Source organism: Pilimelia terevasa, from assembly GCF_014647915.1.
GTDB lineage: Bacteria > Actinomycetota > Actinomycetes > Mycobacteriales > Micromonosporaceae > Pilimelia > Pilimelia terevasa.
In genome coordinates this window covers 43,379-59,331 of record NZ_BMQC01000012.1, presented here as the reverse complement: position 1 = coordinate 59,331, position 15,953 = coordinate 43,379, and the positions used below count along the sequence as shown (strand labels likewise).

Genomic DNA, 15,953 nt, shown 5'->3' with positions numbered 1-15,953 from the left:
CTGTCGCCCCGCGCCACGCCACCGGCGGCACCGCGCGTCGCTCCAGATCGCCATGCCCCGCGGCGGTCCTGGTGCCTGAGAGGTTCCGGGGAGGAATTGCCCCTTCGGCGCCGGCTGGCGGCGTCGGGGACGGCTCCCGCGGGAGCCGCCGTCGGCGCCGGTGACGCGGACTCTCCCGCGCGGGGTGTTACGGCGGGTGCCACGGTACCAGCGCCGCCGCCGGACATCGACTCGCGCGGCCCCGCGTACACGGATTGTGACGTCGCGCGCGGTCCCACCACCCCAAACCGGGCATCCCGCCCCCGACGGTCACCGTGCGGCGCGCTCAGGCGGCCCGGTCGCCGTCTCCAGCGAGCGCTGCACCGGGCCCAGGAACACCGGGTCGCGCCCGGACAGCACGTCGACGGCCGCCTTGACCGCCGCGCCGTACTCCCGGACCGCGCCGCGCCGCCACTGGAGCCCGTGGACCCGGACCGAGTCGTCGCCGACGCCGGTGGTGCGGATGCCCGCCTCGGCGCACAGGGTCACCGCGCGCGCGATGTGGAAGCTCTGCGTCACCACGACGGCCTCGCGCACGCCGAACACCCGGTACGCGCGCTGGCAACTGTCGTAGGTGTCGAAGCCCGCGTGGTCCTGGACGATCCGCGCCTGCGGGACGCCCAGCGCGGTCAGCCGGTGGGCCATCGCGCCGGGCTCGTCGTACGACCACCGGCCGTGGTCGCCGGAGACCAGGACCGCCGACACCGTGCGCCGGGCGTACAGCGCCGCGGCGATGTCCAGCCGCGCCGCCAGGAACGCCGACGGGATGCCGTCGTGGTCGACCTGGGCACCCAGCACGATCGCCACCGGCGCGGCCGGCGCCGCCGCCAGGTCGTGCACCCGACCGGCGGCCCCGACCCGGATCCACGCGGTCGCCGCGACGACCGCCGCCAGCACCACCGCCACCGCGGCGAGCCCGCCGCGCCACAGCATCCGCCACCAGCGCGGTCCGGTACCGGCGGCGGTCGGGCGGGGCGGGCGTGGGCGGCGAAGACGCATACCGCGATTGTCCCAGCGGCGCGCCACCGGGACTGTCGGCCAGCCGGCAGGCGCCGGCGCCGGACCAGGTCGACCGGCGCGCGGGACGGGCGGGACGGCGGCGGGCCGACGCGGACGAGCGGGTGATCAGCCGGCGCGGCGGCGGGCCCGGCGGGCCGCGAGCTCGTCGGACGGCGACGCCTGCGGGAGCGGGTCGACCACGCCCGCGGCCGGCTCCGCCGGCAGGTGCGACAGCGAGCCCTCGATCTCCTTGAAGGCGCCGCCGATCGCGATGCCGAACACGCCCTGGCCGCCCTGGAGCAGGTCGACGACCTCCTCCGCCGACCGGCACTCGTACACCGTCGTACCGTCGGAGATCAGCGTGATGCCGGCCAGGTCGGCGACGCCGCGCGAGCGCAGCGCCTCGATCGCCCGGCGGATGTTCTGGAGGGAGACCCCGGCGTCCAGCAGCCGTTTGACGACCTTGAGGACCACCAGGTCCCGGAACGAGTACAGGCGCTGGGTACCGGAGCCGGAGGCGTCCCGGACGCCGGGGACGACCAGTGCGGTCCGGGCCCAGTAGTCGAGCTGGCGGTAGCTGATCCCGACGGCGTGGCAGGCGGTGACGCCGCGGTACCCGACCGTGCCGTCGGCGAGCGTCGCGGCGGCCGGGCCGGCGACGGTGCCGTCGGGGGACGCCGCCGCGGGCGGAGCGGGCGCGGCGGGCGCGGACTCCGGCTGCGGGACTCGCTCGTCCATGACGACCAACCTCCCCTGGGGGCAGCCTCCCCTGGCGCTGCCGACGCTGTTCACCCTATAGCGCAGCGCGGTCCGCAGCGGGCACGCTTCGCCGCGACACGCCGCGAACCGGCGAGGTCCACCGACCGCGCGTCAACTCGCGAAGTCGTCCGGGTTCACCTGATCCAGGAACTCCCGGAACTTCTCGACCTCGTCCTCCTGCTCGTCCGGGATCACGATGCCGGCCTCGGCGAGCACCGCCTCCGCGCACCGGATCGGGGCGCCGACCCGCAGCGCCAGGGCGATCGAGTCGCTCGGCCGGGCGGACACCCGCACGTCGTCGCCGATCAGGAGGTCAGCGTAGAAGATGTTGTCCTTCAACTCCAGGATCTCCACCGCCTTCAGCGGCGCCTGCAGGGCCGCCAGGATGTCGCGGAGCAGGTCGTGGGTGAGCGGGCGGGCCGGCTTCACGCCCTGCTGCTCGTACGCGATGGCGGTCGCCTCGACGGCGCCGATCCAGATCGGCAGGTACCGGTCGCCGTCGGCCTCCCGCAGCAGGACGATGGGTTGGTTGCTCGGGAGCTCGACCCTGACCCCGACCACGTTCAGCTCGCGCACCGCGCTTTCCTCCTGCACCGTCCAGCCCGACCCGGGCACGCCCCACGACGCGCCGCCCGGTCCGGCGTTGTGCCAACGTCCACGCCCCGGACCCGCGCACGCCGTCCGCGCGGACCGGCCGGTCCCGGCACACGTGCGCTCCGGGCAGGCAGGTCCGCACGGGTGTCGCCCGCGCTCCGTGTCCTCTCTGCACGGTACACGCCGTGACAGACAGTGCACGCGCTCCACGGCCGGCCCCTACCGCCCCAACGTGCTCCGCAGGCCCGTGCGTACCAGCGCCGCGTGCAGCCGCGCGGACAACGCCAGCAACTCCCGCACCACCTCGTCCGCCCGCGCCCGCGCCGACGGGTCCGCCTGGCGCAGCAGCGGCGTGACGAGCTGGGCGTAGAGGCCCACCTCGCGGTCCGCCGCCGCGCGGTAGGCGCGCAGGTGCCGCGGCTCGATGCCGTACCGACCCAGCTCCGCCGCCGCCTGGGCCACCGCCAGGGCGTCCGCGTCGTACCAGCCCCCGGGCCCGGGGACCACCAGCCCGTCGGCCTCCAACTGGCGCAGGACGCGCTCGGCCAGGCCGCAGCGCTGGAGCAGCGTCGCGCGGTCGGCGCGGTCCGGCGCTGCGGGGCGGCCGTCCACCGACGCCAGGGCCGGGCGGGGGCGCACCACCGGCGGCGCGCCGCGGTCCGCCGCCGCCAACTGCTCGCGGATCACCCGCAGCGGCAGGTAGTGCTCACGCTGCGCGGTGAGGACAAAGCGCAGCCGCTCCACGTCGGCGGCGGTGTACTTGCGGTACCCCGACGCCGACCGCTGCGGCTCCACCAGGCCCTCGGCCTCCAGGAACCGCAGCTTGGAGATCGTCGCGTCGGGGAACTCCGCGCGCAGCGCCGACAGCACCTCGCCGATGCTCATCAGCGCCGAGGCGCGCGGGTCGGGGCGCGCCTCGGCCGCCCCCGACGACACCACTAGCGCGCGACCTCGGCCTCCGGGCGCGGGCCCGCGATGAAGACCAGCCGGAACTTGCCGACCTGCACCTCGTCGCCGTTGCCCAGCGTGGCGGCCTCGACCCGCTCGCGGTTGACGTACGTGCCGTTGAGGCTGCCGACGTCGCGGACCGTGAACGCGCCGCCCTCGCGGTGGAACTCCGCGTGCCGGCGGGACACCGTCACGTCGTCGAGGAAGATGTCGCTGTCCGGGTGCCGGCCGCTGGTGGTCACGTCGTGGTCCAGCAGGAAGCGGGCCCCGGCGTTGGGGCCACGGCGGACGACGAGCAGGGCCATGCCGGGCGGCAGGGAGCCGGCCATCCGGCTGGGTACCACCTCGGCGTCAGGGCCGTCGAGAACCTCGTCGAGCGAACCGAGGTTCAACGTAGAGGTGACGTCGAGCGGGGGGAACTCGTCGCCTGGGCGCGTCATCGGACCACCTCACGGAGTTGAGCGTCGAGCGGGCGTGTGGGGAGGCCGGGCCGCAGGCGCCGGGACCCGCCCCGACGCGCGGGCGGATCGGCCCCTGGATGACCACCCTAGCGTGGGGCGGCCACCGAAATTCGGATACTGAGCCTCAATCGACTGTGCGAGCCTAGTCACCGCCCAAATAGGGGGTCAACCAGGCGCGCGGAACAGAGATGGACAGTGCCGGCGTGCGCCGGCTCAGCCCTTGGTGAGTTCGCGGTAGCTCTCTGCCGACATGAGGCTGTCCAGGTCGACGGTACCGGCGTCCAGCTCGACGAGCCAGCCCTCGCCGTACGGGTCCGTGTTGATCAGCTCCGGCTGGTCGGCGAGCTGCTCGTTGCGGTTGACCACCGTGCCGGCCAGCGGCGCGTAGATCTCCGAGACGCTCTTGGTCGACTCGACCTCGCCGAGCGGGTCGCCGACAGCGACCTCGGTGCCCGGCTCCTTCATGTCGACGTAGACGATGTCGCCCAGGGCGTCCTGGGCGAACGCGGTGATGCCCACCCGGACGGCACCGCCCTCGGCCGAAGCCACCCACTCGTGCTCCGCGGTGTACCGCAGCTCGTCAGGGACCACGCCTACCGATCCTTACTCGCCGGTGCCGCACGCGACACGTGACTGCGGGCGGCCGCGGGCCGGCCGACCTGACCTGCCGCGGCCGGACCTCAGGAGGCCGGCCGCGCGTACTGCAGGTTGAAGCCGGTGTAACGGGCGGTCACTTTCACGACCGCCGCAGGCTCCATCGTCACACTACCGCCGTCATCGGCGACCGTCTCGACCACCCCGCCCGGGATCGTCAGCGCCGACTTCATGATCGTGGCGTCGCCGATGACGTCGATCGTGTACGGGCCGGCCACCACCTTGCCGTCGACCCGCACGCCGCCCTCGGCCGCCACGAAGTAGCTCGACGCCACGATCCGCATCGGATCCGCGCCCGAACCCGTGAGCTGCATCACCTCGGCGCCCGAGTTGCGCAGCTCCTGCACAGTGTCCAGCAGGGTGCGCGCGTGGACCTGGTCGGCGTTGCCCACCAGCCGCACCCGCATCCCCGGGCCCTCCGCCGGCAGCGTGCCGGCCAGGATCCCGAGCGCGTCGGCGCGCCGGGCGGCGTCGGCGATGGCCGCCTCCCGCCGCTGGGCGCCGGAGCCGAGCTGCCGCTCGCTGTCCTCCAGCCGCCGGATGTCGGTGTTGAGCCGCTGCTCTCGGGCCTCCAGATCGGACAGGATCCGCACCAGGTCGTCCTCGCGCGCGGTGTCCAGCGACTGGTCGGTGGCGACGCTGCGGAACTGCGCCACCAGCCCGAAGCCGAGCAGGGCCAGCAGGACGGCGATCGCCGCGCCCGCCGCCGACAACCGGCGCAGCCGCGCGCCGATCCGCGCCGGCAGGGTCGCGGGCGCGGCCGGTCCGGCGGCATCCGCGGACCGCGCCGCGGCGGGGGCCGGGGCATCCGGGGTGGCGTCCGGGGACGCCCGGTCCGGATCCTGCGCGGCGGTCGGGTCCGGGGGCGTGCGGGGTGGTGTGGCGCTCATCGACACCAGCCTACGCCCGGAACAGGTGCCGGCGGATCGCCGCCACATTGCCGAAGATCCGTACACCCAGGACCACCACGACGCCCGTGGAGAGCTGCCCGCCGACGCCGAGCTGGTCGCCGAGGTACACGATCAGCGCCGCCACCAGCACATTCGAGATGAACGACACCACGAACTGCTTGTCGTCGAAGATGCCGTCGAGCCGGGCGCGGATCGCGCCGAACACCGCGTCCAGCGCCGCCACGACCGCGATCGGCAGGTACGGCTGGAGGTAGATCGGGACCGTCGGGTTGATGATCAGGCCGAGGGCCACCCCCACCACCATCGCGATTACCGGGATCATGGGCGGCCTCCTGGGGGCGGGTCGCTCGACGGGGCGGTACCGGGCGGGGCGCCCGAGGGCGAGGTGGTGCGCAGCGGCGTCGCGTGCCGCAGGGTGGGCTCGCCCGCGGCCGCCAGCGTCAGCTCCGGCGCCTCGCGGACGCTGTACTCCATCCCGTACCGGGCGGCCAGCGTACGGATGAGCTGGCCGCCGGTCGAGCCGAGGTACCGGCTGCGCAGCGTCGCCGGCCCGAGCGCCCGCAGCCGGTACGGCGAGTGGATCGGCACCGCGTCGAGCTGGATCGCCTGGCCGGCCACCCGGATCGTCGACGTCGCGGTGAGCCGGACGTCGTTGACCTCGATCGCCGAGGCGCCCGCCGCCCACACGGCGTTGACGAGCTGGCGCAGGTCGCGGTCCTGGATCCGGCCGGCCGGATCCGGCTGGCCGGTGGGGCCCGCGGTCCGCTGTGGATCGCCGAGCACGACCGTCACCCCGCGGCCGGTCACCCGGGTGCGGGCCGCGGCGGCCTCGTTGGCCGCGAGCGCCGTCGGGTCCCCGCCGAGCTGGGCCTGGCGCAGGCGGGCCACCTCGGCGCGCAGCGCGGTCGCGCGCTCCTGCATCGTGTCGGTCTTGGTGCGCAGGCTGTCGATCTGGCCGACGAGACCGGTGCGGACCCGGGCGCGGCCGGGCTGGTCGTCGACGGCCTTGCGGTAGGCGACAGCGAACAGCAGGCCGATCGCGCAGGCCACGACGGCGGCGGTGACCCGCACGGCGTGCCGCCGGGCCGGCGGGCGCGGTCCGTGGGCGGCGCGGGCGGCGGCCGCGTCGGCGTACCCGGGGTCGAGCGGGAAGCGGAACAGGGTGGTGAGGAAGTCGGGCCCGAACAGGTCGCGGGCGGCCCGCCCGGCGGGCGGGGGCGCCCCGGTCGCCGGGCGCGCGGGCGGGTGCTCCCGGTCGGCGGGCCGGGCCTTCGGGGTGGCCGGGCCCGCGGGCCGGGGCGTCGTCATGCCGTGGCCGGGGGGCGCAGCGCGCGGACCGCCTGGCCGAGGTAGAGGGCGGCCGCCCACCAGTACGCGCCCAGGCCCCACCAGGCCAGCCCCCAGCCGGCGGCCCCGGCGACCGCGGCGCAGGCCGGGACGGCCGCGGCGAGCAGGAGCAGCGGAAAGGCGGCGAGCAGGACGAACGTGGCGGCCTTGCCGAGGTAGTGCACCGGCGGCGGGGCGAAGCCGCGGCGGCGCAGGGCGGCCAGGACGACGGCCATCACGACGTCGCGGGCGACGAGGGCGGCGGTGAACTGCCAGGGCACCACGTCGCGGACCGTGAACGCCACGAGGGTCGCCGCGATGTACAGCCGGTCGGCGAGCGGGTCGAGCAGCTCCCCCAGCCGGCTGACCTGGCCGGTGCGGCGGGCGAGCCAGCCGTCAAGCCAGTCGCTGGTGCCGCCGAGGGCCAGGACCACCGTGGCGGCGATGTCGGCGTGCGGGACGAGCAGCAGGTACAGGAACAGGGGGACCCCGAGCAGGCGGCCGAAGCTGATGAGGTTGGGCCCGGTGAGGACGCGGTCGGTGTACTGGCTCAACCGCTGGCCCTCCTCCCGACCGGCGACCGGCGACCGGCGACCGTCGGCGGTCGCCGGTGCGTGCGGGCGGGAGCGGCCCCGGCGTGGCGGATCCCGCGCCGGGCCACTATATCCAGAGCCGGTGACGGGCCCGACGACGCCGCTCGGGGGCGGGCCGCGGCTAGAGCTTGACGCCGTGCTTGGCCAGCCAGGGGCGCGGGTCGACCGGCTTGTCCTTGACGTGGACCTCGAAGTGCAGGTGGGGGCCGGTGGAGTCGCCGGTGCTGCCGACCTTGGCGATCTGCTGGCCGGCGGCGACCCGCTGCCCCTCCTTGACCAGCAGCTTGGAGGCGTGCCCGTACAGGGTCTGGACGCCGTTGCCGTGGTCGACGATGACGGCGTTGCCGTAGCCGCCGTACCAGCTCGCCTTCTTCACCACGCCGCCGGTGGCGGCCCGGATCGGGGTGCCCATGCCGGCGGCGAAGTCGGTGCCCTCGTGCTCGGTGCCCCAGCGGTGGCCGAACTCGCTGGAGACGCTGGCCCCGCGCACCGGCAGGGTCCAGCCGGTGGTCGTGGTGCCGGCGGTGCGGCTGGGGGCGGCGGTGGCGGCGGTCCGCGTGGTGGCGGCGGTACCGCCGGCCTGGTCCACCGCGCCCTGGAGCACGGCGGCGAACTGGCTGGCGGAGGTCGCCCCGGAGGCGGTGGCACCGGTGCTGGTGGCCTTCCCGGTGGGGGCGGTCCGCGCGGCGAGCATCAGGGACTGGATCGCGCCAATACGGGCCTGCACCTCGTTGATCGACACCCGCGCCCTCCCGGTCTCTCGGTTGGTGATCAGACCCCACGATCGGCGGGCGGACGGGCGGCTGAACGGTTCGGCGGATATCGCAACTTTTCGGCAACCGGGGATCACCCGGACCGGCACCCGGCGCGCCGGAAGCTTCTGTCATCGGTGAGCGCGGCCCTCCTCCGCCCGCCCGACCTGAGGGAGCCCCGGGATGACGAACGAGACCACGATCCGCGACCTCGACGACCTGGTCCGCGACCACATGGCGCTGGTGGGCCACCTGGTCCGGGAGGTCATGTCCCGGGTGCCGGCCCACGTCAGCCGCGACGACCTGACCTCGGCCGGCTTCGCCGCCCTGGTCAGCGCCGCCCGCGGGTTCGACGCGGCGCGGGGCACGACGTTCGCCCGGTTCGCCGCCACCCGGATCCGGGGCGCCCTGATCGACGAGCTGCGCGGCCTGGACTGGGCGAGCCGCTCGGTCCGGCACCGGGCGCGGCAGGCGGACACGGCCCGCCAGGAGCTGACCGCGGCGCTGGGCCGCAGCCCGCTGCCCCGCGAGGTCGCCGACCGGCTCGGCGTGCCGGTGCAGGACCTGGCCTCGGTCGAGTGCGACGTGCACCGCGCGATGGTGCTGAGCCTGCACGGCTTCGCCTACGGCGCCGCCGAGGAGATGGTGACCGAGCGGACCGCCGGCCCCGAGGAGATGCTGCTGCACCGCGAGCGCATCGGCTACCTGCACCACGCGATCGAGGCGCTGCCGGAGCGGCTGCGGGCCGTGGTGACCGGCTACTTCCTGCGCGAGGAGCCCATGTCGGTGATCGCCCGCGAGCTGGGCGTGAGCGAGTCGCGGGTGTCCCAGCTCCGGGCCGAGGCGCTCAACCTGCTCCGGGACGGCCTGAACAGCCAGCTCGACCCCGACCTGGTGGCCGAGGGCCGCGACAACTGCGTCGCCCGGCGCCGCGTGCACTACTACCGCCAGGTCGCCGCCGCCGGCACCGTCAGCAGCCGGCTGGCCCTGACGAACCTGGACGGGCTGCCCGCCGCCGCCTGACTCCCGCGGGCCGACTCGGTGCCCCGATGCGCGGGGGCCGGCCGACCGGTCCGCCGGCCTGTCCGGGCGGCCAGCAGATCGCGGCCGGCCAGGGGTTCTGTCGGCTTGGTCCTGCTGGTTACGCTACGCCCCGGTTCCCGCCGCGACGACGCCCGTCGGCGTCCGGCGGGCCACCGCCGCCACCCGGGTACCGCCCGACGGCCGCCCCGCAACGGCGGCGACGCGCAGCGGGTGCGGCGGCGCAGAGAGAGGACCGCGTGCCGTCGTGCTGACCGTACTGCGCCGCGCCGCGGCCGGCGCCACCGTCCTGGCGCTGCTGGTCGGCGCCGCGGCGCCGGTGCTGGCGGCTCCCGGCGGTACCGGCGGCGAGGGCGAGACCCCGCTGGTGCGGGACGTGATGGAGTCGGCGAGCCGCGGCTTCCTGCAGGCGCGGGCGGCGTACCAGCGCTCCCGCACGGCGCAGGAGCGGCTCGACGGCGAACTGGTGGCCCTGGAGCGGCAGCGCGACGCGATGTCCGCCGAGGTGACCCGTGTGGCCGCGGCCGGGTACCGGGCCGGTCGGCTCAACATCGCCTCGGCGCTGCTGCGCAGCGCGACACCGGACGCGTTCCTGGACCGCGCCGCGGCGCTGGAGACCATGACGGAGCGGGAGAACCAGCGCCTGCGGGACCTGAACCGGGCGCGCGCCCAGGTCGAGCGGGCCCGCCGGCAGATCGACGCCGAGGCCCGGCAGCAGCGCCTCCAGCTCGACACGATGACGCGCAAGCGGGAGGCCGCCCAGCGGCTGTTCCGCCTGGCCGGCGGCAGTGACTTCGGCGACCTGGTGACCGCCAAGATCCCCGTGGCCGCCCGGGCGCCCGGCGGCGCCGACGGCGACTGGCCGGGCCAGGGGTGCAGCGTCGGGGATCCGACCACCGCCGGCTGCGTCACGCCGCGCACCCTGCACGCGCTGAAGGAGGCGAAGAAGGTCAACTTCCGGCGGTTCGTGTCGTGCTTCCGGCCCGGCGGTCCCTTCGAGCACCCCAAGGGCCGGGCGTGCGACTTCTCGGTCCAGAAGGGCGAGGGGTTCGGCGGGGACGCCGTCGGCGGCGACAAGGTGTACGGCAGCAACCTGGCGGCGTTCCTGGTCAGCAACGCCGACCGGCTCGGCGTGATGTACGTGATCTGGTACCGGCGGGTGTGGCTGCCCGCGGTCGGCTGGAAGGCGTACACCGAGGCCAACGGGGACCCCTCCAGCGACCACACCAACCACGTGCACCTGTCGATGCTGTGAGGGCCGGCGCCAGCTACCGGGCGCCGCCGTTGACGTAGAGGGTCTGGCCGCTGACGTACGCCGCGTCGTCGCTGGCCAGGAACGCGATCACCGAGGCGACCTCGGCGGGCTGGCCCACCCGGCCCAGCGGGGTGCGCTCGGCGGCCAGCTTCTGGTGCTCCTGCGCCGTCGACCCCACCCGGGCGGCGGTCGCGGCCGTCATCGCCGTGGCGATGTAGCCGGGGGCGACGGCGTTGACGTTGATCTGGAACGGCCCCAGCTCCAGGGCCAGCGTCGCCGTCAGCCCCTGCACGCCGGCCTTGGCCGCCGCGTAGTTGACCTGGCCCCGGTTGCCCAGCGCCGACCGGCTCGACAGGTTGACGATCTTGCCGTACCGGGCCGGCACCATGACCTTCTGCGCGGCCTGGCAGCACAGGAAGATGCTGGTCAGGTTGGTGGACAGGACGGCGTCCCAGTCCGCGCGCGGCATCTTGAACAGCATGTTGTCGCGGGTGATCCCCGCGTTGTTGACCAGGATGTCGAGCTGGCCGTACTCCTGCACCGTGCGCGCCACCATGGCCTCGACCGCGTCGGCGTCGGTCACGTCCGCGGCGACGGCCGTCGCCGCGCCGCCCTCGGCGACGATCCGCGCGGCGGTCGCCGCCGCGCCCTCGGGGTCGAGGTCGACGACGGCCACGCGGGCCCCGCGGGCCGCCAGCAGGTGCGCGGTGGCCGCGCCGATGCCCTGGGCCGCTCCGGTCACGATGGCCACCCGGCCGGCGAAGTGGGTCACGGTCTCTCCTTGAACGGGGTCAGGCGGAAGGGTCGGCGGTACGGGTGCGGGCGGCGCCCGCCGGTCAGGACGCGGCGACGAGCACCGAGGTGCCCTGGCCGACGCCCACGCACATCGAGGCCAGGCCGCGCTGCGCGCCGGTGCGGCGCATCCGGTGCAGCAGCGTGGTCAGGATCCGGGCGCCGGAGCAGCCCAGCGGGTGGCCCAGGGCGATCGCCCCGCCGTCGGGGTTGACCCGCTCCGGGTCGATGCCGAGCTGGTCGACCACCGCCAGCGCCTGGGCGGCGAACGCCTCGTTCAGCTCGGCGGTGTCCACGTCGTCGCGCTTCCAGCCGGCGCGGTCCAGGACCTTGCGGGTGGCCGGCACCGGGCCTAGGCCCATCACGTCCGGGTCCACGCCGACGCTGTTGCCGCCGACGTAGCGGCCCAGCGGGGTCAGGCCGAGGTCCCGCAGCGCCTCGTCGCCGACCAGCAGCAGGGCGGCGGCGCCGTCGTTCATCGGGGAGGAGTTGCCGGCGGTCACCGAGCCGTCGGGCCGGAACACCGGCCGGAGCGCGGCCAGCTTCTCCCGGGAGGTGTCGGCGCGGATCCCCTCGTCGGCGACGACCGCGCCGCCGTCGGGCAGCGGTACCGGCAGCAGCTCGTCGGCGAAGTGGCCGGCGTCGCGGGCCGCCGCGGCGCGCTGGTGGCTGCGCAGGGCGAAGGCGTCCTGGCGGTCCCGGTCGATCCCGCAGCGGCGGGCGACCTCCTCGGCCGTCTCCCCCATGCTCAGCACGCCGTGCAGGTCCGGCATCCGCGGGTGGGTCAGCCGCCAGCCGAGGCGGGTGTCGACCAGGCCGAGCCGGTGCGGCAGCGCCTCGTCGGGCCGCGGGAGCACGAACGGCGCCCGGCTCATCGACTCGCTGCCCCCGGCCACGACGATGTCGGCGTCCCCGGCGGCGATGGCGCGGGCGGCGCTGGTGACCGCCTCCAGGCCCGAGGCGCAGAGGCGGTTCACGGTCGCGCCCGGGACCTCGGCGGGCAGGCCCGCGAGGATCGCGGCCATCCGGGCGACGTTGCGGTTGTCCTCGCCGGCCTGGTTGGCCGCGCCCCAGTAGATGTCGTCGATCCGCGCCGGGTCCAGCGCGGGGACGCCGTCGAGCAGGCCGCGGACGGCGGTGGCGGCCAGGTCGTCGGGGCGGACCGCGGACAGCGCGCCCCGGAGCCGGCCGATCGGGGTGCGGCGGGCGGCGGCGAACCAGACCGGGCGCATGGGGGCTCCTCGTCCGAACGGGTGGGTCGCAGGCGAGCCTAGTTCCCGGACGGCGCGGCGGTCAGTCGGGGGCGGCGGCCGCGGAGGGGCCGGCGGCGCTCGGCGAGGGCGACTCCCGCAGCAGCGCCGCCGGGGTGGGGGTCGGCGTCGGGGTCGGCGTGGGTGTCGCCTCGGCCCCGCCCTCGTCCGGGCCGGTGCGGTCCGTGGGTACCGGCGCGGGCACGGGAGCCGACGGCGCGGGCACCGGGCGGGGCGCCGGGGCGGTGGACTCCGGGACCGGGTCGGGATCCGGCCGGGTGCGGACCTCCGGCTCGGCCGGCGGCGCCTGCCGGGGCCGCGGGGCGGCGAGGACGCGGGCCGGCGCCGGGCGCCGCGCCTGCTTGTCCGCCTCGGCGACCAGTTCGCGGACGTAGGCCGGAATGGCGTCCTGGCGGATCGGGGGAAGAAGGCCGGCGGTGCCGGCGCGGGCCCTTTCGCGGGCGGACTCACCCGACTCGGCGGACGGCCGGAAATCGCCGTCGTCGGCCAGTCCGACGGCGGACGGCGGCGGCGTGCGGAACAGCGCGCCCACGCCGATCAGGTAGGGGCCGGCGAGGACGGCATAGGCCAGCGCCAAGCCGCCGGCGGCGGCGCCGAGTACCCGGCCGCGGCCGCCCGGCCGCGCGACGGCTCCGGCCAGGGTGCGGGCGTAGCTGCGCAGACCCGGGGTCGAGGGGGCGTCGACCTCGCCGGCGACCTGCCAGAGCAGTGCCAGGCCGGCGTCGTCGACCCCGGCCGATCCGCGCGACCGATCGAAAGTCATGAGCGACTATAAACACGTACCGGCGGCCGCCGCGTTCGCCGTTTTCGATGTGTGGAGATCCGCCAAACGGACCAGTTGGGGCGGCGGTCGTGAATCCGGTGCTAATCGACCGGCCGTTGATTGGTATTCACGACAGCAAATGCGTACCAATACCGACAGGGTGGCGCCGCCGCGTTACCGGATCGTTAGTGGCCGACAACGACCGGGGCGCGCTACAGGTCGGCGATCACGATGGTGATGTTGTCCGGGCCGCCGCCGGCCAGTGCCAGCTCGACCAGGTGGGCGGCGCAGTCCGCCGGATCGGCGATCTCCTCCAGCGCCGAGGCGATCCGGGCGTCCTCCACCACGTCGGTCAGGCCGTCGCTGCACAGCAGGTACCGGTCGCCGACGTACACGTCGAACTCCCCGATGAACGGGGCGATCACCTCGCCCTGCAGCGCCTGGGTGACCAGCGCCTTCTGGGGGTGTTCGCGCGCCTGCTCCCGGGTCAGCACCCCCTGGTCGACCAGGGCCTGGACGTAGGTGTGGTCGGGCGTGAGCTGGCGCAGGTTGCCGTCGCGCCACTGGTAGCAGCGGGAGTCGCCGATGTGCAGCAGGCCCGCCCGCGGGCCGTCGATCAGCAGCGCGGTGACCGTCGTACCCATGCCGTGGCGCATCGGGTCGGCGCTCACCGCGGCCCGGATCGCCTCGTTGGCCGCATCGATGCGCACCCGCAGGGCGCCGGTCAGGTCCGCGTCGGTGCCGTGCAGGTCGTCGGCATCGCGCAGCGAGCGGATGGCGATGTCGCTGGCCAACTCCCCGGCGGGCAGGCCGCCCATGCCGTCGGCGACCGCGAGCAGGCGGTGCCCGGCGTACGCGGCATCCTCGTTGTTGCCCCGCCGCCGGCCCAGGTCGGACACCATCGCCGTACGCAAGCTCAGGCCCATTCCTTGCAGGCTGCCACGCTACCGCCCCTTCCGCGGGCCGCGCCCGGGATCCGCGGCGGGCCGGCCGGGCGGGGGCCGGGCACCCGCGCGACCGCCCGGACGCGCGCACCGGACGTGGCATGAACTGCTCATATGGTAGGGCCATGATGCCAGCGCCGGAGATCGGGCTCACCGCGTACGGGTAATCACCTGGTCACCCGTGGTCCCCCGGCACGCCGCGGGGGCGTGCCGGGCAGCCCACGAGCCGGCTGCTGCGCGGGCGACCCAGCGGGCGTACCGCGGTCGGCGAGCGCAGCCAGCGCCCCGTGGCGGTGCAGACGCGCCGCGGCGACCTCACGCCGGATGCTCGGACCGGTCGCCGGACCAGCGGGTGTGGAAGCTGCCGGGCCGGTCCACCCGCCGGTAGGTGTGGGCGCCGAAGTGGTCGCGCATCCCCTGGACGAGCGCGGCCGGCAGGCGGTCGCGGCGCAGCCCGTCGTAGTAGGCCAGGGACGAGGCGAAGGCCGGTACCGGGACGCCGGCCTGGGCGGCCTCGGCGACGATCCGGCGCCAGCTCGCCACGCCGTCGGTGACCGCGCCCGCGAAGTACGGGTCCACCAGCATCGTCGGCAGGGCCGGGTCGACGGCGTAGGCGGCGCGGATCCGGTCGAGGAACCGGGCGCGGATGATGCAGCCGCCGCGCCAGATCCCGGCGACCGCCCCGCGGTCGATCTTCCAGCCGTGCTCCTCGCTGCCGGCGGCGATCTGGTCGAAGCCCTGCGCGTAGGCGACGATCTTCGAGGCGTACAGCGCGCGGCGGACGTCCTCGACGAACGCCTCGGTGTCCGGGACGGTCAGCGCGAAGTTGCCGCCCGCGTGGGCGAACGTCTCGGCGGCGGCCCGGCGGGCCACCACGCTGCCGGACAGGGCGCGGGCGAAGGTCGCCTCGGCGATGCCGGTGACCGGTACCCCCAGGTCCAGGGCGCTCTGCACGGTCCAGCGGCCGGTGCCCTTCTGCTCGGCGACGTCGGCGACGATGTCGACGAACGGGCGGCCGGTGGCGGTGTCCATGTGCTCCAGGACGTCCGCGGTGATCTCGATGAGGAAGGACTCCAGCGGCCCGGTGTTCCAGCGCCGGAAGATCTCGGCGATCTGCCGGGGCGAGGCCCACAGGCCCTCCCGCAGCAGCTCGTAGGCCTCGGCGATGAGCTGCATGTCGGCGTACTCGATGCCGTTGTGCACCATCTTGACGAAGTGGCCGGCGCCGTCGGGGCCGGCATGGGTGACGCAGGGCTCGCCGTCGACCCGGGCCGCGATGGCCGACAGGATCGGGCCGAGCCGGGCGTAGGACTCCACGGACCCGCCGGGCATGATCGACGGACCGTGCAGGGCGCCCTCCTCGCCGCCGGAGACGCCGCAGCCGACGAAGTGCAGGCCGTGGGTGCGCAGCCGCTGCTCCCGGCGGCGGGTGTCGGCGTAGTGGGCGTTGCCGCAGTCCACGACGACGTCGTCGGCGTCCAGCAGCGGGACCAACTCGTCGATCACGGCGTCGGTGGCCGCGCCCGCCTGCACCATCACGATGACCGCGCGCGGGCGGCTCAGCGAGGCGACGAAGTCGGCGAGGGTGTCGGCGGGGATGAAGGTGCCCTCGTCCCCGCACTCGGCCACCAGGGCGTGGGTGCGGGCGGACGAGCGGTTGTGCACGGCCACGGCGTATCCGTGGCGGGCGAGGTTGCGGGCGAGGTTGCGGCCCATGACGGCCAGGCCGGTCACGCCGATCTGCGCAAGGGGGTGGGGTTGCGGCATTCCAGGCTCCTCTGAGGCGGTGGGGTGCCTGGAGGTACGGGCCGGACGCGGCAACGGTTGAATCCGGCGGAGCTGGAAAAAACC

At 75.5% G+C, this 15,953-nt stretch carries 18 protein-coding genes and 1 riboswitch; of the genes, 2 read left to right on the top strand and 16 right to left on the bottom strand.

Features of this window, described 5'->3' with window-relative positions; genetic code table 11:
* Positions 1 to 62: 62 nt before the first annotated feature.
* A riboswitch (glycine riboswitch) is annotated at positions 63 to 140 on the bottom strand.
* Positions 141 to 309: 169 nt separating this feature from the next.
* From IEY75_RS16150 to IEY75_RS21315, 11 genes are all read right to left on the bottom strand, one after another.
* The gene (locus tag IEY75_RS16150; RefSeq protein WP_229789767.1) at positions 310 to 1,038 is read right to left on the bottom strand and encodes a SanA/YdcF family protein; all 729 of its coding nucleotides are present in this window, start codon (positions 1,036 to 1,038) and stop codon (positions 310 to 312) included.
* 126 nt (positions 1,039 to 1,164) lie between these two features.
* The gene (locus IEY75_RS16145; protein WP_229789766.1) at positions 1,165 to 1,776 is read right to left on the bottom strand and encodes a MerR family transcriptional regulator; all 612 of its coding nucleotides are present in this window, start codon (positions 1,774 to 1,776) and stop codon (positions 1,165 to 1,167) included.
* A gap of 132 nt (positions 1,777 to 1,908) precedes the next feature.
* Positions 1,909 to 2,373 (bottom strand): bifunctional nuclease family protein, encoded by a 465-nt coding sequence (locus tag IEY75_RS16140; protein ID WP_189115193.1) that lies wholly within the window; start codon positions 2,371 to 2,373, stop codon positions 1,909 to 1,911.
* A 237-nt stretch (positions 2,374 to 2,610) separates the two neighbouring features.
* A complete protein-coding gene (gene ftsR, locus IEY75_RS16135) occupies positions 2,611 to 3,276 on the bottom strand; it encodes a transcriptional regulator FtsR (protein ID WP_189115227.1) in 666 nt (221 codons plus the stop codon).
* Positions 3,277 to 3,329: 53 nt separating this feature from the next.
* Positions 3,330 to 3,779: an oxoglutarate dehydrogenase inhibitor Odhl gene (odhI, locus tag IEY75_RS16130; protein WP_189115192.1), complete on the bottom strand. Its 450-nt coding sequence runs from the start codon at positions 3,777 to 3,779 to the stop codon at positions 3,330 to 3,332.
* A 234-nt stretch (positions 3,780 to 4,013) separates the two neighbouring features.
* Positions 4,014 to 4,391, bottom strand: a complete 378-nt coding sequence (gcvH, locus tag IEY75_RS16125; RefSeq protein WP_189115191.1) for a glycine cleavage system protein GcvH — start codon at positions 4,389 to 4,391, stop codon at positions 4,014 to 4,016.
* An 89-nt stretch (positions 4,392 to 4,480) separates the two neighbouring features.
* Positions 4,481 to 5,344 carry a DUF881 domain-containing protein gene (locus IEY75_RS16120; protein WP_189115190.1) on the bottom strand — a complete coding sequence of 288 codons (864 nt, stop codon included), beginning with the start codon at positions 5,342 to 5,344 and terminating at the stop codon, positions 4,481 to 4,483.
* A 10-nt stretch (positions 5,345 to 5,354) separates the two neighbouring features.
* On the bottom strand, positions 5,355 to 5,687 hold the full coding sequence (locus tag IEY75_RS16115) for a small basic family protein (protein WP_189115189.1): 333 nt from the start codon (positions 5,685 to 5,687) through the stop codon (positions 5,355 to 5,357).
* Positions 5,684 to 6,673, bottom strand: a complete 990-nt coding sequence (locus IEY75_RS16110; RefSeq protein ID WP_189115188.1) for a DUF881 domain-containing protein — start codon at positions 6,671 to 6,673, stop codon at positions 5,684 to 5,686. Before IEY75_RS16110 ends, IEY75_RS16115 begins: the two co-directional genes overlap by 4 nt.
* Positions 6,670 to 7,245 carry a cardiolipin synthase ClsA gene (gene clsA / locus IEY75_RS16105; protein ID WP_189115187.1) on the bottom strand — a complete coding sequence of 192 codons (576 nt, stop codon included), beginning with the start codon at positions 7,243 to 7,245 and terminating at the stop codon, positions 6,670 to 6,672. The genes IEY75_RS16110 and clsA overlap by 4 nt, the downstream gene beginning before the upstream one ends.
* A gap of 160 nt (positions 7,246 to 7,405) precedes the next feature.
* Positions 7,406 to 8,026 carry a M23 family metallopeptidase gene (locus IEY75_RS21315; RefSeq protein ID WP_268244362.1) on the bottom strand — a complete coding sequence of 207 codons (621 nt, stop codon included), beginning with the start codon at positions 8,024 to 8,026 and terminating at the stop codon, positions 7,406 to 7,408.
* 193 nt (positions 8,027 to 8,219) lie between these two features.
* Here IEY75_RS21315 and IEY75_RS16095 point away from each other — a divergent pair, with 193 nt between their 5' ends.
* Both IEY75_RS16095 and IEY75_RS16090 read left to right on the top strand, forming a co-directional pair.
* On the top strand, positions 8,220 to 9,059 hold the full coding sequence (locus tag IEY75_RS16095) for a sigma-70 family RNA polymerase sigma factor (RefSeq protein WP_189115186.1): 840 nt from the start codon (positions 8,220 to 8,222) through the stop codon (positions 9,057 to 9,059).
* A 265-nt stretch (positions 9,060 to 9,324) separates the two neighbouring features.
* Positions 9,325 to 10,332 (top strand): coiled-coil domain-containing protein, encoded by a 1,008-nt coding sequence (locus IEY75_RS16090; protein WP_189115185.1) that lies wholly within the window; start codon positions 9,325 to 9,327, stop codon positions 10,330 to 10,332.
* A gap of 13 nt (positions 10,333 to 10,345) precedes the next feature.
* Here the strand turns inward: IEY75_RS16090 and fabG are convergent, their stop codons facing one another.
* The 5 genes from fabG to gnd form a co-directional block, all read right to left on the bottom strand.
* A complete protein-coding gene (fabG, locus tag IEY75_RS16085; RefSeq protein WP_189115184.1) occupies positions 10,346 to 11,104 on the bottom strand; it encodes a 3-oxoacyl-ACP reductase FabG in 759 nt (252 codons plus the stop codon).
* A gap of 64 nt (positions 11,105 to 11,168) precedes the next feature.
* Complete coding sequence (locus tag IEY75_RS16080) at positions 11,169 to 12,356, bottom strand: thiolase family protein (protein ID WP_189115183.1); 1,188 nt, start codon at positions 12,354 to 12,356, stop codon at positions 11,169 to 11,171.
* A 61-nt stretch (positions 12,357 to 12,417) separates the two neighbouring features.
* Positions 12,418 to 13,158: a hypothetical protein gene (locus tag IEY75_RS16075; RefSeq protein ID WP_189115182.1), complete on the bottom strand. Its 741-nt coding sequence runs from the start codon at positions 13,156 to 13,158 to the stop codon at positions 12,418 to 12,420.
* A 212-nt stretch (positions 13,159 to 13,370) separates the two neighbouring features.
* On the bottom strand, positions 13,371 to 14,084 hold the full coding sequence (locus IEY75_RS16070; protein ID WP_189115181.1) for a PP2C family protein-serine/threonine phosphatase: 714 nt from the start codon (positions 14,082 to 14,084) through the stop codon (positions 13,371 to 13,373).
* 333 nt (positions 14,085 to 14,417) lie between these two features.
* Positions 14,418 to 15,869, bottom strand: coding sequence for an NADP-dependent phosphogluconate dehydrogenase (gnd, locus tag IEY75_RS16065; protein WP_189115180.1), 1,452 nt, complete (start codon positions 15,867 to 15,869; stop codon positions 14,418 to 14,420).
* Positions 15,870 to 15,953 lie beyond the last annotated feature (84 nt).